This window comes from Paenibacillus auburnensis (assembly GCF_927798115.1).
Classification (GTDB): Bacteria; Bacillota; Bacilli; order Paenibacillales; family Paenibacillaceae; genus Paenibacillus_AQ; species Paenibacillus_AQ auburnensis.
This window is the reverse complement of record NZ_CAKMMG010000001.1, coordinates 790,944-812,258: the sequence shown is the minus strand read 5'-3', so window position 1 is coordinate 812,258 and position 21,315 is coordinate 790,944. Positions and strand designations below refer to the sequence as shown.

Here is a 21,315-nt window from a genome sequence, read left to right as displayed (position 1 = left end):
GTCATACCAAAAAGCCGCGATGACCGCGGCTTAGGTGGTAATATATTCGGTGGATAGCTTAGAAAAGATAGGATTTTGTAACCGGTCAGCTGGCGCGGGTGCTTTAGATCGAGGAGCGTATAACCGATTAAAGTTCAATGACCTTAGTGGCAATGTTCTTGCAAAACTCCCGGTCATGCTCAACAAACAGCAAGGTTGGCGTGAATTCAAGCAGCAGCTCCTCGATTTGCATCCGGGAGATGATGTCAATATAATTAAGCGGCTCATCCCAGATATGCAGATGAACTTTCTCACTAAGGCTGCGGGCGATCAGCACTTTCTTTTTCTGGCCTCCGCTGTACGATGACATATCCTTTTCAAATTGCACTCTGGCAAAATCGAGTTTTCTGAGGATTGCTTTAAACAGGCTTTCATCAAGATCATGCTGCCGAGCATAGTCCGATAAGCTGCCCTGAAGGAATGAAGTATCTTGGGATACGTAGGAGACTTTCAGTTGGCTGCCTGTTCGGACAATCCCGGAATAGCTGATTTTGTCACCGGTGAGCAGTTTGAGCAGACTGGATTTCCCGGAGCCATTCTTGCCGGAAAGGGCGATACGCTCCCCCTGTTCAATCACAAAGCTAACGTCAGTGCATACTGTACGCTCCCCGTAATGAATGGAGACATGGTCAAATTCAGCAAGCTGTTTCTTATGATAGGCAAGCTGGGTAATCTTAAGGCTGCTGGAGCTCTCTATGTTCTGAAGCAGCTTGGATTTCTCGTCGATGGCCGTCTGCTGCCTTTGCTCGATGGATTTCGAGCGCTTCATCATTTTGGCGGCCTTATGTCCGACATAGCCTTTATCTAACTTTGAGCCTGAATTCCGTGTGCCGTTTTTTGTCTTCTCTACTTCATGTGACCAGTTGCTAGTGCGTTTGGCGGCATCCGACAGGCGTTTGATGTCTGTACGCAGCTTGTCATTCTCCGCCAGCTCAAAAGCATCCTGCCGCTCTTTATTGTCCCACCACTCGGAGAAATTGCCTTTTTGAATGTCAATCCCAGTCTTATTGATGGAGAGAATATGGTCTACACAATTATCCAGGAAGGCCCTGTCATGGGACACCAGGATATAGCCGCTTTTCCCTTTAAGATAATCACTGACAAGTTGTCTTCCCTCCATATCGAGATGATTGGTCGGTTCATCGATCAGCAGAAATCGGTCCTCCATCAGGAATAAAGCTGCCAGCAGCACCTTCGTCTGCTCTCCGTTCGACAGCGATTCAAATGGACGGTAGAGTACATCATCAGAAACCTGAAGCAAGGTGAGCTCACGCATGAATTGCCACTGCTGGACATCCGGGCAGATTTCCTCGATCACGTCTATAGTCAGATATTCTTTATGCTCTACCGGGAAAGGAAAATATTCAAAGCTGACTTTCGCGGATATACTTCCGCTGTATTCATATTTGCCGAGCAGCAAATTCAGAAAGGTCGTTTTTCCTCTTCCGTTTCTCCCGGTAAATCCTAATTTCCAATCGGTATCCAGCTGAAAGCTTACATTCTCGAAGATGTTATCGTAGCTGCCGTCATAGGCAAACGTTAAGTTCGACACATTAATTAATGACATGAAGTAATCCTCCTGTATAAAAAAATGAGCTGCAAGAAAGTTAGCTTCTCGCAGCTCAAATAAATACAGCAAACCCAGCCCGCCGTCGGGGCTGAACAGGCTAATATCTGAGTGAAAGGATGCAGTAACTTTCTTGCATATAAAGAATAAAACATGCGAAATAGAACTCGCAGGAACTGTTTTATTGTTTTATATAAGCGCAAGAAATCCTACATTATCCTTGTCAACTCCTGTCATTTAGGTACTGGTATCATAACATTGCCGCTATTCGATTTCAACACTTCCTCAAATCCGCTACAATCAGCATATCCATATGGCGTGCATTCCGAAGCAGGAAATGTACAAGACTTTCCTTGAAAAAAGACCGCCATAGCGCTCTTCTAGATTGCCCGATAATCAGCTGGGTCGTATGCACATCATTCATCCGGCTTAACAGGTGCTCATGAAAATTACCGCCGCTGCCCGCCTCGGCAGTTTCCATTATCCCGCCTAACCTTTCCGTCAAATGCCGCAGTGTCTCAAGCCGCTTCTGCCCATCATCCATGAGGGGCGCCCCGCAGTGCACATAATTCACATACCATTCTGCTTTTAAGCGGTGGGCGATACGGAAGCCGCGGCGGATCAACCGCTCTGCCTGCGGCCCCAGATCCACGCACACAAAGATAACCTCACGTCTGCTCCAGGGACCGCGCAGGGATGTATCTCGATCCCATGCTTCCAGCCGTTCATCTACATCATCCGCGATTTCACGAAGGGCCAGTTCGCGCAGCGCTATTAGATTGCCGAGCTTAAAAAAGGATTCCAGCGCCTGATTCACCTTCTCGGAGGCGTAAATTTTCCCTTCCCGCATCCGCTCCTGCAGCATTTGCGGCGTGACGTCGATCAACTCGACTTCGCCAGCCATTTTTAGTATCGCATCCGGCACGGTCTCGCGAACCCGCACACCCGTTAACTGGGCAACAGCATCATTCAGGCTTTCGAGATGCTGAACATTCACCGTAGTGATGACAGAAATACCGTTTTCCAAAAGACGGATAACATCCTCATACCGCTTACCGCTCTGACTGCCGGGCACATTGGTATGGGCTAGCTCATCCACCAGTACAACCTCCGGGTGGCGGATTATGATTGCTTCAGTATCCATTTCTTCCAGCAGAGTAGACTGATAGGGAATCCTGGCCCGCGGAATCATTGGTAACCCGCCGATCTGCGCCTGGGTTTCTTTTCTTCCGTGGGTTTCCAGCAGACCGATCACCACGTCGATCCCCCGGTTTAGCAGAAGATTGCCCTCCTGCAGCATTTTATAGGTTTTGCCTACTCCGGGAGCCGCACCGATATAGACCTTAAAGGTTCCTCGCCTAATCGTTTCAATCTTCTGCTCCAGCTCTTGACGGGTCAGACGATGAAAAGGCTCTTCTGAACTAATGGATTGCGATTTGACCGGTAAAATCCGTTCCCCGTCCTGCTGCACCCGGTCTGCCATCAGAAACACGTCGATGTTCTGCGTTTTCCGCAGCACCTGATTCGCAATGGAGCCCTGCCACTTTTCCTGCCAGCGGCTTTTTTTCGAATGCCCCATCACAATCCGGGTCACGTTATTTTGCGTAGCATACCGTACAAGGACAGAGGGTAGCTGGCGGATATGGTCCAGCTGAAGCTCTTCGAATTTTCCTTCCACCCGGTCAACCAGCTTCATGATCGAGCGCTTGAAGGTCTGCTGTTCCTTGGTCAGTTTGCGGCCCAGCAATACAAAGGTTACAACCCGCAGATCACCGTTTAGTCGCTTGGCAATCTGCTGGCCTCTCCTCACGTAGAGCGAGCCGTTCCAATGATACTGGCTGGAAACCAGAATCCGCTCCGTAGCACCGGAGGGGCCGGTAAGTCCCTCTGCTTCGCGGTATTTTTCCAGTGATTCATTTACACCTTCCGCCACCAAACGCAGTGACAATTCACGGAGAACGCCGAGATTTCCTCTACGGGACATAGCAGGATGTGCCTGATCACCCAGTATGCCTTCCTCTATCCGCTTAAGTATCGTCTCTGGCGATACATCGATCAGCCGCACTTCATCCGCAAGCTCCAATGTATTCAGCGGAACCGTCTCTTCTGCACGGATACCCGTCATTTGAAAAATGGTTTCGCCTACTCCACCCAGCTCATAAACATTGATCGTCGTAATGACGCTGATCCCGTTGTCCATTAAATAGCTTATATCTTCCAGTCTTGTCGGATAACGGGCTCCCTCGCGGTTGCGGTGAGCCAGACCATCCACGAGAACCACTTCCGGATTGCGTTCAATTAAGGTGTCTAATGGAAGATCCTTCTGCTCCTTGCTGCCCTGCCACCAATGAATGCTGGGTATCCGTTCAAGATCCGCCAGCTGCTGGACAGTTTCAGACCGCCCCATAGTCGAAACTGCACTGATGACCACATCAATGCCCTGCTGTTTCAGCAGCTTGCCTTCCTCCAGCATATGATAAGTTTTACCCGAGCCGCTGACAGAACCGATGATAATCTTTAATCTGCCCCGGTGCAGCTTGTAGATCGAATACAGGATTTCTTCCGCGCTTTTACGTTTGTAAGGTGCCATACCTACCCTCCATCCATAACCGGAAAGTACCCTGCCCGCAAACCGCGCGGGCAGGGCAAGAGCCGGATTATTTCTTAGATAATTCTGATAGAGCCAAATTGAGCTTCAGTACATTTACACGTTCCTCACCAAACAAGCCCAGGTCACGGCCTTCCGTAGTCTTCACTACCAGTTCCTCAAGCTGATCCGCTGGAATGCCGGTCAGGTTACTGATTCTTGGAATTTGTACCCTAGCAGCTGCAGGCGAGATATGAGGATCAAGACCCGATCCGGAATTCGTAATCAGATCAACAGGCAATTGACTAATTGGCACCTCAGGGTTATCCTTCTTCCACTGTGCGATGCTGTCACTAATGCGCTGCAGCATATCCGGATTGGACGGGCCATAATTGTTCGAGCCCGATGCTTCAGCCTTGTAGTTGATGCTCGATACCCGGCCTTGGAATAACGACGGATCCGTGAAGCTTTGTCCGATCAGCTCGGAGCCGACAACCTCCCCCCTGCTGTTCTTCAGCAGGCTGCCGTTAGCCTGAGAAGGCATAAATACCTGGGCAAGCGCAGTAGAGGCCAGCGGATAAACAATCCCGCAAAGAATAATTAATACGGCGCTGAGCCTTACTATGCTTATGAAATAAGATGTCTTGGAAACGGAAGATTGCTGGTTTGATTCGTTATTTAACATTATTAATGTTCATCCTTTCTGCCGCTAGAACTTGTTCCTCTAGATCCAAAGGCTGACAACCATATCAATCAGCTTAATGCCGAGGAAAGGCACAGCCACTCCACCGAACCCGTAGATGAAAATATTGCGCCGCAGCAGCCTGGTGGAGCTCATCGGCTTATAGGATACACCCCTCATTGCTAGCGGGATAAGCAGCGGGATAATGATCGCGTTAAAGATCAGCGCGGAGATAATCGCCGAACTTGGCGAGCCAAGCCCCATAATATTCAGCACTTCCATCTCCGGAATAGCCAGTGTGAACATCGCCGGGATAATGGCAAAATACTTGGCGATATCATTGGCGATACTGAACGTGGTCAGTGCGCCACGTGTCATGAGCAACTGCTTGCCGATCGCCACAACTTCAATAATCTTGGACGGGTCAGAGTCCAGATCAAACATATTGGCCGCTTCTTTGGCAGCTGTAGTGCCGCTGTTCATTGCAAGCCCCACATCCGCTTGAGCAAGTGCCGGCGCATCGTTGGTGCCGTCACCCGTCATGGCCACCAGCTTGCCTTCCTTCTGTTCACTGCGGATGACCTCTATTTTATTCTCCGGTGTACTTTCGGCAATAAATCCATCCACACCGGCTTCCGCGGCGATGGTTGCTGCTGTAAGCGGGTTGTCACCGGTACACATAATGGTTTTGATTCCCATTTTGCGCAGCTCTTCGAACCGCTCCTTCATACCAGGCTTTACGGTATCTTTCAGATAAATGAGACCGTAGATGCGGTTATCTACTGCTACAGCAAGCGGAGTGCCGCCTTTGCCGGCAATGATGTTCGAGTGCTGATCCAGGTTATCCGGGATGATTCCTCCTTGAGAAGCCACCCAGCGTTTGACGGAATCCACAGCCCCTTTGCGGACTTTATGGCCATCTGAAAGATCCATTCCACTCATCCGCGTTTCAGCCCGGAATTCTATAAACTCTGCTCCTGAAGCAAGTCCGGCATCGTAGCTGTAACCCAGCTTTTTAACGAGCTCAATGACTGAACGTCCTTCCGGTGTCTCGTCCTTAAGTGAGCTTAGCGCAGCCCATACGGCCACATCCTCCTCTGTCTCCTTGCCAACAGGAACAAATTCGCTCGCCATCCGGTTCCCGAAGGTAATCGTCCCGGTCTTATCCAGAATCATCGTATTGATATCTCCGGCGGCTTCAACGGCCTTACCGGACATCGCCAGTACATTGAACTGTGTAACACGGTCCATCCCCGCAATCCCGATAGCCGAGAGCAGTCCGCCGATTGTCGTTGGAATCAGACAGACCAGCAGAGCGATCAATACCGGTATTTCCAGATCAACGTCAAGATAGGCGGCAATGGGACGCAGCGTAACCACAACAATCATAAATATAATCGTCAAGCTGATCAAAAGGGTATTGAGCGCGATTTCGTTAGGGGTCTTCTGGCGCTTGGCCCCTTCGACCAAGGAAATCATCCGGTCCAGGAAGGACTCACCGGGATCACTGGTAATTCGCACCTTAATCTCATCACTCACTACTCTCGTGCCGCCGGTTACCGAGTTGAAGTCTCCGCCCGCTTCCTTAATGACAGGAGCCGACTCGCCCGTAATCGCGGATTCGTCCACTGAGGCCAGGCCTTCGATGACTTCACCGTCGCCGGGAATCAGTTCACCTTGGCTGACTACGACGATATCTCCTTTGCGCAGCTCGGAAGAAGCTACGATTTTTATCGAACCTCCAGCCACCTTGTTCGCGGAAATATCCTGTTTCGTCTTTTTAAGGGAATCCGCCTGCGCTTTGCCGCGCCCTTCCGCCAGTGCTTCTGCGAAGTTGGCGAATAATACAGTGACCAGCAGGATGACGAAGACCGTAATATTGAACCCTATAGCTTCCGAGGCATGAAAATAACCGGGAAGCAGCACCATCATCAAGACAATAAACGTACCTATTTCAACGACGAACATGACCGGATTCTTCATTAGGGTCACCGGATTCAGCTTCACAAAGCTGTCTTTGACCGCACTCCGCATCATTGGACCCGTTAGCAGCTTCTTCTTCTGTACAGTACTCATTTCTGTTCTTCCTCTCCCTAGCGTAGAGTCAAATGTTCGGCAATCGGACCAAGCACAACAACCGGCAGGAATGTCAGTGCACCAATAATCAGCACCGTGGCGATAAGAATACCGGTGAACAGGCCGTTGTCAGTGCGGAACGTGCCGATCGTCTCCGGAACAGGTTGCTTGCGGAGGAGCGAACCTGCAACTGCCAGCAGAGCGATAATGGAAACATACCGTCCGAGCAGCATGATCACCCCGGTCATCATATTCCAGAAGGTAGTATTATCCGCAAGCCCCTCAAAACCTGAACCGTTATTCGCCGCTGAAGAGACGTATTCGTATAGAACTTGCGTCAGGCCGTGGTTACCCGGATTACTGATTGCACCTTGACCCAAATCCGTCAGGAATGAGGCAGCGGTAGGAACCAGAATGATCAGCGGATGGATCAGAATGGCGACCGCGATCAGCTTCATCTCCCGGGCTTCAATCTTGCGGCCGAGAAATTCCGGTGTCCTGCCGACCATTAGACCGCAGAGGAATACTGCGAGAATGGCGTACATCAGCATGTTGACCAATCCGACGCCTTTACCTCCGAATACATTATTCAGCATCATCAATGCCAGCGGCGTTATACTGCCAAGCGGCGTCTGGGTATCATGCATATTATTGACGCTGCCTGTTGTGGCCGCAGTCGTTACTGTCGTGAACAAAGCGGATTGCGGTATGCCGAAGCGAACTTCTTTTCCCTCCATGCTGCCTTGTGAAACATCTATGCCCATACTATTTATCGCCGGATTCCCGCTGCTCTCTGCATAATAATTGAGTGATAGCAGCAGCACGAACAAGGTCATCATGGCGGCAAAAATCCCCCAGCCTTGCCGTTTATTCTTGGCAAACAGACCGTACATATAGGGAAGTGCTGCCGGCAGCGTCCACATCGACAGGATTTCAATCACATTGGTGAGCGGTGACGGATTCTCGAACGGATGCGCTGAGTTGGCCCCGAAGAACCCCCCGCCGTTTGTGCCCAGATGTTTGATCGATTCCAGGGAAGCGACTGGTCCGGTTGCTATCTGTTGGATTTGACCGTCCATAGTTGTTATCTGAATTGTTGGTTTCAAAGTCTGCGGAACCTGCAATCCAACCAGCACCAAGGTAATGATTAGTGCAAGCGGCAGAAACACCCGGACAATCGACTTCACGAAATCTTCGAAAAAGTTACCCAGTGTCGCCCTGCCTGTAATCCCTCTTACAAAAGCGACGGCTACAGAAAAACCGCTGGCCGCAGAAGTAAACATCAGCATGGTGATCACAGCCATTTGCGAGAAATAAGAAAGTCCTGTCTCTCCGCTGTAATGCTGCAGATTGGTGTTAGTAATAAAGCTGATTACCGTGTTAAAGGTTAGCGTTTGTTCCATCTGGTTAATCCCGTTTGGATTCAGCGGCAGTCCTGCCTGCAAGCGGAGAACGATATACCCGAAGGCAACCAGTACAATGTTGGTCGACAAAAAGCTCAAGGCATAGGTCTTCCATGACATTCCTTCACGCTTGTTAAGGCCGCTTAATTTGAAAATCCCACGTTCGACACCGCCAAAGATACGGTCTGTCTTATTGGGTTCATTTGAGAATACATGATATAAATAAGTCCCTGCCGGTTTTACCAGCAGCAGCAGTATGGCAATGACTACGATAATTTGCACAATGCCCACAGATGACCCTCCCTTATATATAGCTCTAGTTAATTAGAATTTCTCCGGATGAATCAAGGCGTACACCAGATACAGAAACAACAGAAGGGTTACTGTTAATACCACTGTCATGATTCTGCCCCTCCCTTGTCCTCAGCCACATGCCCGCACCACTGAGCAAACGCGTAGATAACTCCGAATATTGCAGCGAGCGCTGCTACCATATACACGTCCATCATCAGCTTCACCACTCCTCTCCAGGATAATCTGTCTCTTTAGCATTTCTAACTTCTGAATTCAGCTTATCACCACTGCCATTAGTTCAGGGTTAGGGTTAGTCTGACAGAATTAAGATTGCATTAAGATTTGCGTGAGGGGAGACTCTGGACAGCTTCCTCTACCTGCCTCGTGATTTCAACATCCTCATAATCACCTATCCCTTTTAAATCGTAATAATTAAACCCTTTCTTAATGGTATAGAGCAGTGCCAGCACCATGGAGAACAGACCGATATTTTGCAGCCATTCATTCATTAATAAGACCCCTTCTGTTATGCGATATTCTTCCTGTTAAGCGTACCATTCCGGCCGTTAGTACTGAATTAGGGTTACCGCGAGGGAATATAGATTGCATTAAGAGATGAAGAAACAGCAAAAAACCATGTTCACGAAAGAACATGGTTTTTACATATATTATTATTCTCTTGAAAAGAACTTAGATCACTTTGCTGTCTTCTCCAGCCTGCAGCATCCTGTAACCGACACCGATGTGGGTCTGGATGATTTTAGACTGCGCAGGTGATTTTTCGATTTTTTTGCGCAGAGTCGCCATAAATACACGCAGGGCAGGGATATCATAGGTGTGACTGCCCCAGATTTCCTTCAGGATATGATTATGCGTCAATACTTTGCCTGCATTCTTGGCCAGCAGACACAGCAGTTTATATTCAATCGGGGTCAGATGGATTTCTTCCTGTTCCATCCATACGCAGCCGGCGGCATAATCGATTTTTAAATTTCCGTTGGTAAAAACCGAGGCATCCTTCTGCAGCTTGTCGCTGTCATAGCGGATACGCCGCAGACTGACCCGCAGCCTTGCCAGCAGCTCCTCCACACTGAACGGTTTAGTCAGATAATCATCTGCACCTGCATCCAGTGCATCGATTTTGTCACGGTCCTCGCTGCGTGCGCTGACAACAATAATGGGAATATTGGACCAGGACCGGACTTTTTTGATAATGTCCACACCATCCATATCCGGTAGCCCTAAATCCAGAATCATAATATCCGGCTGATGGGACACTGCCTCCAGGATCGATGCTTCACCGGTCTCAGCTGTATGATATTTGTATCCCTGTGTCTCCAGCGTGGTCGTAATCAGCTTGCGGATCGGCTTGTCATCCTCTACAACAAGAATCAATGGTTTATTCATGAACATTCACCTCCTCAGCCTGCAGGGTGAAGCTGAACACCGTACCCCGCGGTACATTATCCTTTACTTCAATTGTACCTCCATGAGCATGAACAATCGATTTGCACAAAGACAGCCCAAGCCCTAAGCCACGGCGGCTATCTCCGCGTTGATTGTCTGCCGTATAAAACATATCAAACAGCTTGCTCTTGGCTCCCTCAGATATCCCGGGGCCGTTATCAGATATTTCAACCCGTACCCAGTGTTGTTCGCGTCTCGCTGACACTATGATTTCCGATCCGGTTTGAGTATATTTAATTGCGTTATCCAATAAATTAATAAGCACCTGTACAATCAGCCGAGAATCCATTTTGGCCATAAGCAGCTCATCTTCCAGCATCGTTTGAATTATGTGCTCTTCACTGTTACGGTTGATATGCATCAGGGCTTCAGCAATGACCTCTTCCAGCAGCTCCGCCTGAAAATTTAGATTTAAACTGCCATTGTCGATCCGCGTAATGGACAGTAGATTCTCCACCAGGTTGATCAGCCACATGGAGTCGTCATATATATCCGTGTATAAGCCTGTTTTCTGCTCCTCGCTCAACACGATAGAGTTTCCCATAAGAATTCCGGCATTACCGGAAATACTGGTAAGCGGCGTACGCAGATCATGGGAGATCCCCCGCAGCAGATTTGCGCGCAGCTGTTCCTGTCGGATTTGCAGCGAGATTTCCTTTTGCCGCTCATTCAGCAGCTCTTTTTCCAGTGCGAGCGCACATTCCCCGAGCATGGCAATCATAAGGCTTTTCTCGAAAATTCCCAATGGCTCTTCCTGGTCCATAACAATGGCAGCTACTGCGAATACGGTATCCCCGCCGCGGACGGCATGGTACAGACAGCTGGCAGCCGAAAAGGTATCCGTGGTTGCTCCGGCACGTTTATTGTTCTTATACACCCAGTCTGCAACGGCCCATTCGTTTACACCGGTATATGCCCGGGGATTAACCGCCGATTCTAACTTTGGAAAAATCAGCGGCTCAGCTAAAGTGTCCTGCTCCACGGGGTAGAATATGACCGTCCGGTCCAGTAGCTTCACCATTTGGATTGCAGTTTCATTGATGATCGCCGGGGCGCCCTCCGCCTGCTGCAACTTACGGCTTGTCTCCAGGAGCACTTCTGTCCGGTACGCTTTTTGCGCAGATTGGCGCGCCTGCTCCTTAATTCTCATGGTTAGTGTACTGCTTATAATGGAAGCCAGCAGCATGACCAGAAAGGTAACCGGATACCCGGAATCATGCGCTTCTAAAGAGAAATAAGGCTTAGTGAAGAAATAGTTGAAGACAAGCACGCTTAAGATCGATGTTATCGCACTGTAAATCCTGCCACTGGTAACCAAAGCATTCAACAGAACTCCCAAAATGTACACCGTGATGATATTCGCTTCCCGGAATCCGAGAAATTGAAACCACAGTCCGATCAAGGTACATACCGTCAGAATCCCGATCGTCTTCAAGGTGTCAGCCAGTGAGAGGTGCGGCTTCACGTAGGCCGGAAATCTGTTGTAGCGAGCCGGTTGGGTATCCGGAATAATGTGTATATCAATATTCGGTGCCAGCACAGTCAGCTTATCTACCAGACTAGTTTTAGTGAGCCATCTTTTTTTACTGCTCTGGGAACGGCCAATCACAATCTTGGTGACCCGGCTTGATTTGGCATATTCGGCAATCTGTCCCGAGATATCCTCACCATATACTGTAGCGAGCTGCGCACCGAGCTGTTCGGCGAGCCGGAGATTGTCTCTGAGCTCCGATTTGCTTTTGGGCGTGAGGTCTTTGGTTTTCGGCGTTTCCACATACAGTGCCGTAAAAGATCCGCGGAAAGCTTCAGCCATCCTAGCTGCTGTGCGGATCACCTTTTTACTTGAGGCAGCTGATGACAGACAAACTAGAATATGATCTGCTGTGTTATAGGTATTCTTGTTCGCCCTTTCACTGTAACGCTGAGCAATACGGTTCAGCTGATCTGCAGTATAACGCAAAGCAATTTCCCGTAAGGCGATTAGCTTGGTTTTGACAAATACAGGAGATCCGGCTGCCTCTTCCCCCTGCTCTACAGGGTAGAGCTTTCCTTTGTTGAGACGTTCGATCAGATCATCGGGTGGAATGTCGACCAGTTCAATCTGATCGGCACTGTCAAATACACTATCCGGTATACGCTCAGTTACGGAGTTGCCGGTAATTGCCGATACTACATCATGCAGGCTTTCTATATGCTGGACATTGATTGTTGTATATACGTTAATTCCTGACCGCAGCAGTTCCTCGACATCCTGGTATCTTTTTTTGTGCCGGCAGCCGGCAGCGTTATGATGAGCCAGATCATCCAGCAGAATCAGGTCCGGCCGTCTGCGGATCGCCTGATCCAGATCAAATTCATGGATAACAGCTGTTTTTGAGGGAAGCTCCAGTAATGGAAGCCGTTCCAGACCTTCCGCAAGAGCCGCTGTTTCCGGGCGGTGATGGGTCTCAATGTGTCCGGCGACAACGTCCATACCCTCCTTCTGCTCCTCAAGAGCGGCATACAGCATGGCACAGGTCTTGCCAACCCCCTCGGCATATCCAAAAAATATTTTTAACCTGCCGCGTTTTTTCTCCGCCGGGGTCCCTGAAGTTTGCTCCAGCAGGACAGCTGCGCCGGTTCGGTGAGGTGCCATGTTAAGCCCCTTTCTGACAATATAGTTGCTGTTAGCTAGTATAGCATGCACAAAATCAGCGTAGTATTACAACTTCGACCCTAGCATTAAGATTGCATTAAGATTCACTCAGCAAAAATCATGGAACTCTCATGCAGCCTTACATGTCAACAAAAACTTATGACAAGATTGTAATCTTTTTTTAATAAATGGCTTAGAAGCCTTGCGGGTACCGTACTATCAAGGTCCTTAGCAATTTATGTTAAGAAAAACTATGTTAGGGTTGATTCAGGTGATAGACCAGACTGCAGCAACAGGAGGTAACACATGAATACAACTCACAAAAGACGTATCCGCAACTTCACGATCGGAGTCAGCTTAGGGGCAGCCTTATTAGCAGCCGGAACCGGAATTACCGGGAACAATAGTACTGCCTATGCGGCAACAAGTACAACGCCTGCGAGCTCCGTCTCTGCCAGCATCGCTGATCAAGTTATTGCAACGGGATTGAAGTATCAGGGAGTTCGTTATGAGTACGGGGCTGAATCAGGGATTACCAGTTCTTTTGACTGCTCTTCATTTACGCAATTTGTCTTTGAACAACATGGAATCTCCCTGCCCCGTTCTTCAAAACAACAATCGACCGTTGGCACATTTATCCCTAGAAATGAACTGCAGCCTGGTGATCTTGTATTTTTCTATTCTCCGGTGCATCATGTAGCTATATATATGGGTGACGGTAAAATACTTCACACTTACGGCGATGATGGAGTGACAATTACTCCCCTCGATACCGGCTGGTGGGATTCCCACTATACAACCGCACGCCGCGTATTACCTGCAAACGGACAAGCGGCAACGGATAGCGGACCGGCTGTAGCTTCCCCGGACACTTCCGCCCCATCTGCCGCTGACGATTCATCTCAGGATCAGGCTATTGGAGATGCTTGGGATTGGCTGTACAATTTTGAATAAGTCTATGAATCTAATTCTATAATCAATGCAATATAACAAGCCGATTCTGTTATTTAACAGATCGGCTTGTTTATTTTACGTGACCAAAGATTATAGATTTCACAACCGGATTTCTAACAATCGCCACTATTCCTGCCCGCTTCATCTTCCTCCCAAGCCAGACGCGCAAGCGGAAATGGGGATATCGCGCGCTCCAGGATCCCCTGCACATGGGCAATGGCCACGCCGTAATTGACGATGGGCACACCGTATAAGGCCGCCTGCTCCATCCGCCAGAGCATCTGCCTGCGGTTGATCATACAGCCGCCGCAATGCACAATGAGCGCATATTCGTTCACGTTATCAGGGAAGCTCATGCCATTTGCATGATGAAACTCGATATTCCTGCCGGTCGCCTGCCGGATCCAGCGCGGAAGCTTCACACTGCCGATATCGTCCGGCTGGGTATGGTGAGTACAGGGTTCGGCGATCAGCACCTTGTCTCCATCCTGCAGTCGGTCAATCGCCCGCGCACCTCTGACCAGTTCCTCCAAATTTCCCTTATGTCTGGCGAACAGGATGGAGAATGAGGTAAGCGGAATGTCCTTGTGTGTATCGGCGGCAACCTTCAGAAAAACCTGCGAATCTGTAATCACCAGCCGCGGCTTCCTGCCTAGGCTCTCCAGGGTTTGCTTCAGTTCATGTTCCTTGGTAACGACCGCTATGGCATCACTCTCCAGAATATCACGGATGGTCTGCTGCTGGGGCAGAATGAGCCTGCCTTTGGGGGCTGCTTTGTCAATCGGGACGACCAGAACAACTAGATCACCGGGAGTCAGAAGGTCACCTACAATGCGGAAGCGGCCATCCTCCTCCGGAACTGCAGTAGTCAGCGCTTTCCTTAGCTTGCTGACCCCCTGCTGCTCTGCCGCAGAGGCAGGGATGACTTGGAATCCCAACCACTCTTGCGTTATTTTCACAAGTGCTGCAAGGTCTTTGCCATCCGGATCTTCTGTCCTGTTTAACAAATCTGTTTTATTTAATACCCCAATGACAGGGATGTTTTTGCTCTGGATAAGTCCGGCAATCTCCTTGTCAAAGGAGGTTACACCGCTGTCAGCACCGATAATCAGCAGGGCAATATCGGTTTTGTTCAACACTTCCAGTGTTTTCTTTTTGCGCTGCCCCCCGAGCTCTCCTTCATCATCCAGACCTGCTGTATCTATTAGCACAACAGGTCCGAGCGGAAGCAGCTCCATTGATTTATAGACAGGGTCAGTAGTCGTCCCTCCCACCGGAGACACAACAGCAATATCCTGCTTAGCCAGCGCATTGATCAGGCTGGATTTGCCGGCATTGCGCCTGCCGAATAAGGCGATATGCAGGCGGCTTCCACGGGGGGATTCGTTCAGGCTCACGTTATTCTCTCCTTGTGCCAAAGTTTAAGTGAACGCAAGTATTGTTTATTTGCCGGGTACACCGGGTTTCGTGATCTGATTAAGATTCAATATCTGATCAATTTGCTCCACTGGAAGCAGCCGGGATTCCAGAAGCACTTGGCGTACAGGTTTACCTTCCCGGCTGGCTCTTTTAGCAACTTCAGTACTCATCTCATAACCGATGTGGCCTATGAATGCGGCAGCAAGCACGGCGGAGTTCTCCAGTAGCTCATTGCACCGTTCTGCATGGACGAGAATCCCCCGTACACAGCGTTCCTCGAACAACCGGACGGCATGGTCCAGAATCTCCAGCGATTCCAGCAGTGATTCCGCAATTAGCGGCATAAAAGCGTTCAGCTCCAGCTGTCCGCCGGCAGCAGCCAGGGTAACTGCTGTATCATTGGCGATTACGCGCATCGCTGCGAGTCCGGTCATCTCGGCCATTACCGGATTGACCTTACCGGGCATGATCGAAGATCCTGCCTGTACAGCCGGGAGCTTAAGCTCCCCAAGCCCGCCTGCAGGTCCGCTTGCCAGCAGGCGGAGATCACCTGAGAGCTTCAGCAGATTCACAGAGGCGGCCTTTAGCAGACCGGAGACTTCAACGAACACATCCATATTCTGCGTCGGGTCCATTGGAAATTCACTGCGTGCCAGACCATAGCCGGTCAGATCCTGCAGCAGATCAGTCATATAAAATGTATACTTGGCCGGTGCATTCATTCCGGTGCCGATCGCTGTACCGCCAATGTTGATTTCCCTCAGCCGCTCCTCAGCTTTATAGAGCCGCCAGCGGTCTCTTGCGACCGCTTTGGCATAAGCCCCGAAGCCCTGGCCCGCCGTCATCGGCAGGGCATCCATCAGTTCCGTGCGTCCCAGCTTCAGCACATCTGCGAATTCAAGCTCTTTCTCCTGCAAAGTCTCCTGAAGGGAAGCGAACGCCTCACTGAGTCTGCGGACCAGGCCAATAGCAGCAATTCTCAGCGCGGTCGGGTAGACGTCATTCGTGGATTGACAGCAGTTGACGTGATCCAGCGGATGCACCAGCGTGTAGTCTCCAAGCACCCCGCCCAACAGCTCAATCGCCCGATTTGCCAATACTTCATTAACATTCATATTGGTTGAAGTGCCTGCACCGCCCTGCAGTGCATCAACAGTAAACTGCTCCAAGTAATTCCCGGCCTGAATGTCATCACAAGCCTGCACGATGGCCGAAGCAATCTCCGCCGGATACGTTTTTAGCTTCAAGTGAGTCAGCGCAGCCGCTTTTTTAACCGTGACCAGGCTCCGGATCAAATTCGGGTTAACTGCCCGCCCGCTTACAGGGAAGTTCTCCATGGCCCGGGCCGTTTGAATTCCATAATATGCGGACGTTGGAATATCCCTGATGCCTAATGCATCCTGTTCACGGCGCATTGCTCTGCATAGCTCCTCCATCGTTTTGACGGCTCCTTAAGTTAAGAATTCACATGCATTATTTCAAGTACACGCGGCAGGATGCCTTTGAAATAAGCAAAGGCAATACCGTAATTCGTGATCGGCACCCGCTGTTCTCCCGAGCTCGCCAGCCGGTTCATCAGCTGCTTCCGGTTGAATATACAGCCGCCACAGTGCACAATCAGCTTATACCCGGTTAGATTGGCCGGGAAGTCGGGCCCTACACTGGTTCTGATCTCCAATTTGCCTCCTGCTATTTCCTGTAGCTTTGCTTTCACCAGTTCACGGTCAATCTCGCCGTTATGCGGATGATGGATACAGGCCTCGGACAGCAGCACCTTATCCCCCGGCTGCAGGCTGGAAATCGTTTCAGCCCCTGCTACAAAGGTCGGCAAATCCCCCTTAAACCGCGCCATTAGAATGGCAAAGGTGGTTAACGGCACGTTGGCCGGAAGAATTTCGCTCACACTGTCGTATACCTGGGAATCCGTGATAACCAGATCCGGCATCCCTTTGAGGTTCATCAGCAGTGTCGGAAGTTCAACCTCAGTAACGGACAAAGCCATTACATGATGATCCAGTAAATCACGCAGGATTTGCTGCTGGGAGGACACTAAACGGTATTTCGGTGCAGGTATCGTCTCCGGCATAACCATCACCACGACTTCACCCTGGTTCACCAGATCGCCAAGAATACTGGAACGCTCAAATTCGGCAGGGGCGAAATCGCGTATCGCATGGCGCAGGCTTCCGAAATTTATATTTTTCTTTGAACTGATTTTGACGAACGGAATCTTCAATTCGGTTTTTAACAGATCCACATCGACATAATGATCATCTACTTTTGTAATCACACCGATCACGGGAATGTTGCGTTTGACCAGCTCATGGTACCATTCCTTTTCCAGCTTATAGTCATCTGACTCCCCCGAGAAGATCAGCAGGCTTAGATCGGTCAGATCCATAACCTCACGGGTCTTCTGCACACGGAAACGGCCAAGATCGGATTCGTCATCAATCCCGGCAGTATCGACGATAATTACCGGACCTACTATCGGGATGTCAAAAGCCTGGAAGACCGGTTCAGTCGTTGTACCCGGCTTGTCGTTAACAATCAGAAAAGGCATACCGGTGAGCCCGTTGATCAGACTGGATTTCCCGGAATTTCTCCGGCCAAATACTGCAATATGCATCTTGTTAGATTGCGGTGTGGTTTGCATTGCGAATCTCTCCTTATGGGTCTATTAAAAGCGCAAATCCCGCTCTCCGTTTTCGAGCCGCTCCAGCCGGTCTTTAGTAATTTTCCGCGCGGCTTCCTTGGGAATATCATCTAGCCCTTTGCGGATGATTTCTTCACCGAGTGCGCGGGTTTCCTCATCTGCGTAATCCAGTAAATATTCTTTAAAGGTTAAAAGCGAGTTCGGCTGGCACACGTTATGAATCTGCCCCGATTTCGCCAGACGCATGAACCGGTCACCGGTGCGCCCTTCCCGGTAACAGGCGGTACAATAACTGGGCACATAGCCATCCCGGCAAAGTCCGCGGATAATTTCTTCAGGCGAACGATGATCACCAACTTCGAATTGCGGTTTTTCCTTGGACATCCCTGCTAATCCCTGCTTTGCCTCCATATAACCGCCTACACCTGTACTGGACCCGGCGCTCACTTGGGAAATCCCGAGTTGAATGACCTCATCGCGGAAAGCCGACGCTTCACGGGTGGAAAGAATCATCCCGGCATAAGGAACGGACAGCCGCAGAACGGCAACCAGCTGCTTGAAGTCATCATCCTTCACCAGGAATGGATACGTTTTCAAATTTACATTGTCCGCCTCGCGCAATCGGGGAACGGATACCGTATGCGGGCCGACCCCGAACCGTTCTTCCAGGTGTTCTGCATGCATTAACATCGCAATGGTGTCATATTTGTGGTCATATAATCCGTAAAGAACACCTACGCCGACGTCATCAATCCCGCCCATCTGAGCGCGGTCCATGGCCGTGGTATGCCAGTCATAATCCCGTTTTGGACCGTTGTGATGCAGCGCTGCATAGGTGGGTCTATGATAGGTCTCCTGAAAAAGAATATAGGTCCCTATCTCCGCATCCCTCAGCTTTTGGTAATCTTCAATTGTGGTTGCTGCAATATTGATGTTCACGCGGCGGATGCTGCCATTATCGACCTTTACGGAATACACCGTTTTGATCGCATCAACGACATAGTCAATGTCACATTGCACATGATCTTCTCCTGCTTCAATAACCAGGCGCTTATGGCCCAGACCCTGCAGCACACGGACTTCATCCGCCAATTCATCCTTGCTCAGCTTTCGCCTTACAAAATCCTGATTGGACTGTTTATACCCGCAGTATTCGCAGTTATTGACACAATAATTGCTTATATACAAAGGAGCAAATAAGACAATTCTGTTGCCGTATATTTTCTCCTTAATCACCCTTGCCGAGCTGTAAATCTCGGCCAGAATTTCTTTATCAGTAACCTCCAGGAGCACTGCGGCTTCCCGGTGGGTCAATCCCTTGCAGCACCTGGCTTTCTCTAAAATGGCCCGGACAACAGCCTCTTCCCCGGCCAGACTCTTCGCCTCTTCCAGACTGGATAATATCTCTGCGTCATTGATAAAGTCCGCTGGTTCCCAATCCTTCCGCAATTTCACCATCCTCCTAAAAGTTAATTAACTAATGAAATTATTTGGGATTGCCGTGACTCCAGAAAATATTTGGACTTCCGGCCGCTGTTGTCTGCAGATTTCCTGATTTAACCGCCTCTAGCGGTAGAAATATGCAGACAAAGGCGGACTCTACCGCTCCTACAGTTCCAAAATTCCCCTCCGCCACTTTTCCCTGAATATTATTTTGAAAGTTCAATGTAATTAGCATAATCATCTTGCAATTCAAGTTAAAAATTGATTTAGAAAGTGTTGACTTAACCTCAAAACTCACCTTCCCGGACCATCACCGGACAACATCTCTCTGCTCCGGGAAGGCTCACCTAATACTTCGAGCGCACCGTATAGTGCGTATGCAGCAGTTCATGGGCAAGGTGACCATTCGGTTCGCCCAGAAACTCCTCGTACAGCACTTTGATAAAAGGATTGTTATGCGATTTACGGATGGTCTGCGCCTCATCCTCGGAGTAAATCGCCTTAGCCCGTGCGGCTTTGATATCGATCTTCTCGGAGGTTTTGGCATCTACAATCGGCTGTCCGCCTCCGGTAATACAGCCGCCGGCGCAGGCCATCACTTCCATGAAGTCATAGCTTTTCTCCCCCCGCTGCATCGCTTCCATTAACCTACGGGCATTGCCGAGGCCGTGAACAACCGCAGTACGAATCTGCTTACCATCCGGCAGCTCAATGGTATTCTCCTTGATTCCAGACATGCCGCGGACAACGGTATATTCGACGGTATCGAGCGGTTTGCCTGAGGTCAGCTCGAAAACCGTACGGAGGGCAGCCTCCGCTACGCCTCCTGTTGTACCGAAGATGGCTCCTGCACCGGAGCCGATACCTAGCGGATTATCAAAAGCCTCATCCTTCAGGTTCGCAAAGTCGATTCCGGCCTCTTTGATCATCGCTGCCAGCTCACGGGTCGTCAGTACCCAGTCCACATCCTGCATATTCTCATGGGACAGCTCTTCCCGTGCACCTTCGAACTTCTTCGCCGTACATGGCATAATCGAGACGACAACAATATTCTGCGGATCAATACCGAGCTTCCCGGCAACGTAGGATTTAATCACAGCCCCTTCCATTTCATGCGGGGATTTGCAGGTTGACAGGTTATCCAGCATATCCGGGAAGTTATGCTCCATAAACTTCACCCAGCCCGGACAGCAAGAGGTCATCAGCGGCAGATTCTGTCCGCTGCTCAGCCGGGAGAGCAGCTCTGTACCTTCCTCCATAATGGTCAGATCCGCCCCGAAGTTCGTATCGAACACTTTATCGAAACCCAGTCTGCGCAGTGCAGCCACCATCTTACCGGTGGTGCGCGTGCCGACAGGCATGCCGAATTCTTCTCCAAGCGCAACACGTACGGCAGGTGCAGTCTGTACGACAACATACTTGCCCGGATCGGCGATAGCATTCCAAACATCACTGATGTTCTCATGCTCTGTAAGTGCGCCTACCGGACAAGCCATAATACACTGGCCGCAGTTGACGCAGGTGGATTCCGCCAGCGACCGGCCAAAGGCTGTGGAAATTACAGTATCAAATCCCCGTTTGGCGAAGCCGATGGCACCCACGGTCTGCACCGTGCCGCAAGCGCCAACGCAGCGTCCGCAGAGGATGCATTTGGAGGCGTCACGCAGAATGGCCGGTGAAGTATAATCCTTTTCCCGGCTGGACTGTTCACCGGTATAAGTAACTTTACGGATATTCAGATCATTCGATACGGTCTGCAGCTCACAGCCGCCCCCGCGGGAGCAGCTGAGGCATTCCCGGTCATGATCGGAGAGCAATAGCTCTACAGATGTTCTGCGTGCATCGCGCACCTTCTTCGTGTTCGTCAGAATCTTCATGCCCTCTTCTGCAATCAGGGTACAGGATGCGATAAGCCTCGGGCCGACTTCAACCACGCATACCCGGCAGCTTGAAGAATGGTTAACCCCCTTCAAATAGCAGAGGGATGGAATATTAATGCCCTGATCACGGGCTGCTTCCAGCACGGTGGTGCCTTTGACGACTTCCGTCTCGAGACCATCGATCATTATTTTAATCGTGTTCAACCTGATCAC

General features: G+C 50.0%; 14 protein-coding genes and 1 pseudogene. 1 reads left to right on the top strand and 14 read right to left on the bottom strand.

The window, feature by feature from the left end; translation table 11 throughout:
* Positions 1-127: 127 nt before the first annotated feature.
* From L6H70_RS03680 to L6H70_RS03645, 9 genes are all read right to left on the bottom strand, one after another.
* Complete coding sequence (locus L6H70_RS03680; protein WP_236329877.1) at positions 128-1,606, bottom strand: Lsa family ABC-F type ribosomal protection protein; 1,479 nt, start codon at positions 1,604-1,606, stop codon at positions 128-130.
* A gap of 274 nt (positions 1,607-1,880) precedes the next feature.
* Positions 1,881-4,196: a histidine kinase gene (locus L6H70_RS03675; RefSeq protein ID WP_236329875.1), complete on the bottom strand. Its 2,316-nt coding sequence runs from the start codon at positions 4,194-4,196 to the stop codon at positions 1,881-1,883.
* Positions 4,197-4,263: 67 nt separating this feature from the next.
* Positions 4,264-4,878 carry a potassium-transporting ATPase subunit KdpC gene (gene kdpC / locus L6H70_RS03670; RefSeq protein ID WP_236329873.1) on the bottom strand — a complete coding sequence of 205 codons (615 nt, stop codon included), beginning with the start codon at positions 4,876-4,878 and terminating at the stop codon, positions 4,264-4,266.
* 39 nt (positions 4,879-4,917) lie between these two features.
* Positions 4,918-6,951, bottom strand: a complete 2,034-nt coding sequence (gene kdpB, locus L6H70_RS03665) for a potassium-transporting ATPase subunit KdpB (RefSeq protein WP_236329870.1) — start codon at positions 6,949-6,951, stop codon at positions 4,918-4,920.
* Positions 6,952-6,968: 17 nt separating this feature from the next.
* Entirely contained in the window at positions 6,969-8,645 is a 1,677-nt protein-coding gene (gene kdpA, locus L6H70_RS03660) for a potassium-transporting ATPase subunit KdpA (protein WP_279306723.1), read from the bottom strand.
* A 33-nt stretch (positions 8,646-8,678) separates the two neighbouring features.
* On the bottom strand, positions 8,679-8,756 hold the full coding sequence (kdpF, locus tag L6H70_RS28865; RefSeq protein ID WP_206105117.1) for a K(+)-transporting ATPase subunit F: 78 nt from the start codon (positions 8,754-8,756) through the stop codon (positions 8,679-8,681).
* A 227-nt stretch (positions 8,757-8,983) separates the two neighbouring features.
* The gene (locus tag L6H70_RS03655) at positions 8,984-9,157 is read right to left on the bottom strand and encodes a hypothetical protein (protein WP_236329868.1); all 174 of its coding nucleotides are present in this window, start codon (positions 9,155-9,157) and stop codon (positions 8,984-8,986) included.
* A 181-nt stretch (positions 9,158-9,338) separates the two neighbouring features.
* Positions 9,339-10,055 (bottom strand): response regulator, encoded by a 717-nt coding sequence (locus L6H70_RS03650; RefSeq protein ID WP_236329866.1) that lies wholly within the window; start codon positions 10,053-10,055, stop codon positions 9,339-9,341.
* On the bottom strand, positions 10,048-12,750 hold the full coding sequence (locus L6H70_RS03645) for a sensor histidine kinase (protein WP_236329864.1): 2,703 nt from the start codon (positions 12,748-12,750) through the stop codon (positions 10,048-10,050). Before L6H70_RS03645 ends, L6H70_RS03650 begins: the two co-directional genes overlap by 8 nt.
* A 306-nt stretch (positions 12,751-13,056) precedes the next feature.
* On the opposite strand from L6H70_RS03645, the pseudogene L6H70_RS03640 reads away from it, so the two are divergent.
* Positions 13,057-13,566: pseudogene (locus L6H70_RS03640) on the top strand (C40 family peptidase); the annotation flags it as partial.
* A gap of 251 nt (positions 13,567-13,817) precedes the next feature.
* On the opposite strand, the gene hydF (L6H70_RS03635) reads toward L6H70_RS03640, so the two are convergent.
* The 5 genes from hydF (L6H70_RS03635) to L6H70_RS03615 all read right to left on the bottom strand — a co-directional run bounded on the left by hydF (L6H70_RS03635) (position 13,818) and on the right by L6H70_RS03615 (position 21,315).
* Positions 13,818-15,101: a [FeFe] hydrogenase H-cluster maturation GTPase HydF gene (gene hydF, locus L6H70_RS03635; protein ID WP_236329862.1), complete on the bottom strand. Its 1,284-nt coding sequence runs from the start codon at positions 15,099-15,101 to the stop codon at positions 13,818-13,820.
* Between the two features lie 45 nt (positions 15,102-15,146).
* Positions 15,147-16,559, bottom strand: a complete 1,413-nt coding sequence (locus tag L6H70_RS03630; protein ID WP_236329860.1) for an aspartate ammonia-lyase — start codon at positions 16,557-16,559, stop codon at positions 15,147-15,149.
* A 20-nt stretch (positions 16,560-16,579) separates the two neighbouring features.
* Positions 16,580-17,779, bottom strand: coding sequence for a [FeFe] hydrogenase H-cluster maturation GTPase HydF (gene hydF, locus L6H70_RS03625; RefSeq protein WP_236329858.1), 1,200 nt, complete (start codon positions 17,777-17,779; stop codon positions 16,580-16,582).
* Positions 17,780-17,803: 24 nt separating this feature from the next.
* On the bottom strand, positions 17,804-19,237 hold the full coding sequence (gene hydG, locus L6H70_RS03620; RefSeq protein WP_236329856.1) for a [FeFe] hydrogenase H-cluster radical SAM maturase HydG: 1,434 nt from the start codon (positions 19,235-19,237) through the stop codon (positions 17,804-17,806).
* A 332-nt stretch (positions 19,238-19,569) separates the two neighbouring features.
* Entirely contained in the window at positions 19,570-21,315 is a 1,746-nt protein-coding gene (locus tag L6H70_RS03615; RefSeq protein ID WP_236329854.1) for an NADH-dependent [FeFe] hydrogenase, group A6, read from the bottom strand.

Bases quoted from the DNA above. Each gene is read 5' to 3' on its own strand.
- hydF (WP_236329858.1), bottom strand. From the start codon at position 17,779: ATGCAAACCACACCGCAATCTAACAAGATGCATATTGCAGTATTTGGC.
- L6H70_RS03650 (WP_236329866.1), bottom strand. From the start codon at position 10,055: ATGAATAAACCATTGATTCTTGTTGTAGAGGATGACAAGCCGATCCGC.
- L6H70_RS03630 (WP_236329860.1), bottom strand. From the start codon at position 16,559: ATGGAGGAGCTATGCAGAGCAATGCGCCGTGAACAGGATGCATTAGGC.
- L6H70_RS03680 (WP_236329877.1), bottom strand. From the start codon at position 1,606: ATGTCATTAATTAATGTGTCGAACTTAACGTTTGCCTATGACGGCAGC.
- kdpC (WP_236329873.1), bottom strand. From the start codon at position 4,878: ATGTTAAATAACGAATCAAACCAGCAATCTTCCGTTTCCAAGACATCT.
- L6H70_RS03645 (WP_236329864.1), bottom strand. From the start codon at position 12,750: ATGGCACCTCACCGAACCGGCGCAGCTGTCCTGCTGGAGCAAACTTCA.
- kdpF (WP_206105117.1), bottom strand. From the start codon at position 8,756: ATGACAGTGGTATTAACAGTAACCCTTCTGTTGTTTCTGTATCTGGTG.
- L6H70_RS03655 (WP_236329868.1), bottom strand. From the start codon at position 9,157: ATGAATGAATGGCTGCAAAATATCGGTCTGTTCTCCATGGTGCTGGCA.
- kdpB (WP_236329870.1), bottom strand. From the start codon at position 6,951: ATGAGTACTGTACAGAAGAAGAAGCTGCTAACGGGTCCAATGATGCGG.
- hydG (WP_236329856.1), bottom strand. From the start codon at position 19,237: ATGGTGAAATTGCGGAAGGATTGGGAACCAGCGGACTTTATCAATGAC.
- L6H70_RS03675 (WP_236329875.1), bottom strand. From the start codon at position 4,196: ATGGCACCTTACAAACGTAAAAGCGCGGAAGAAATCCTGTATTCGATC.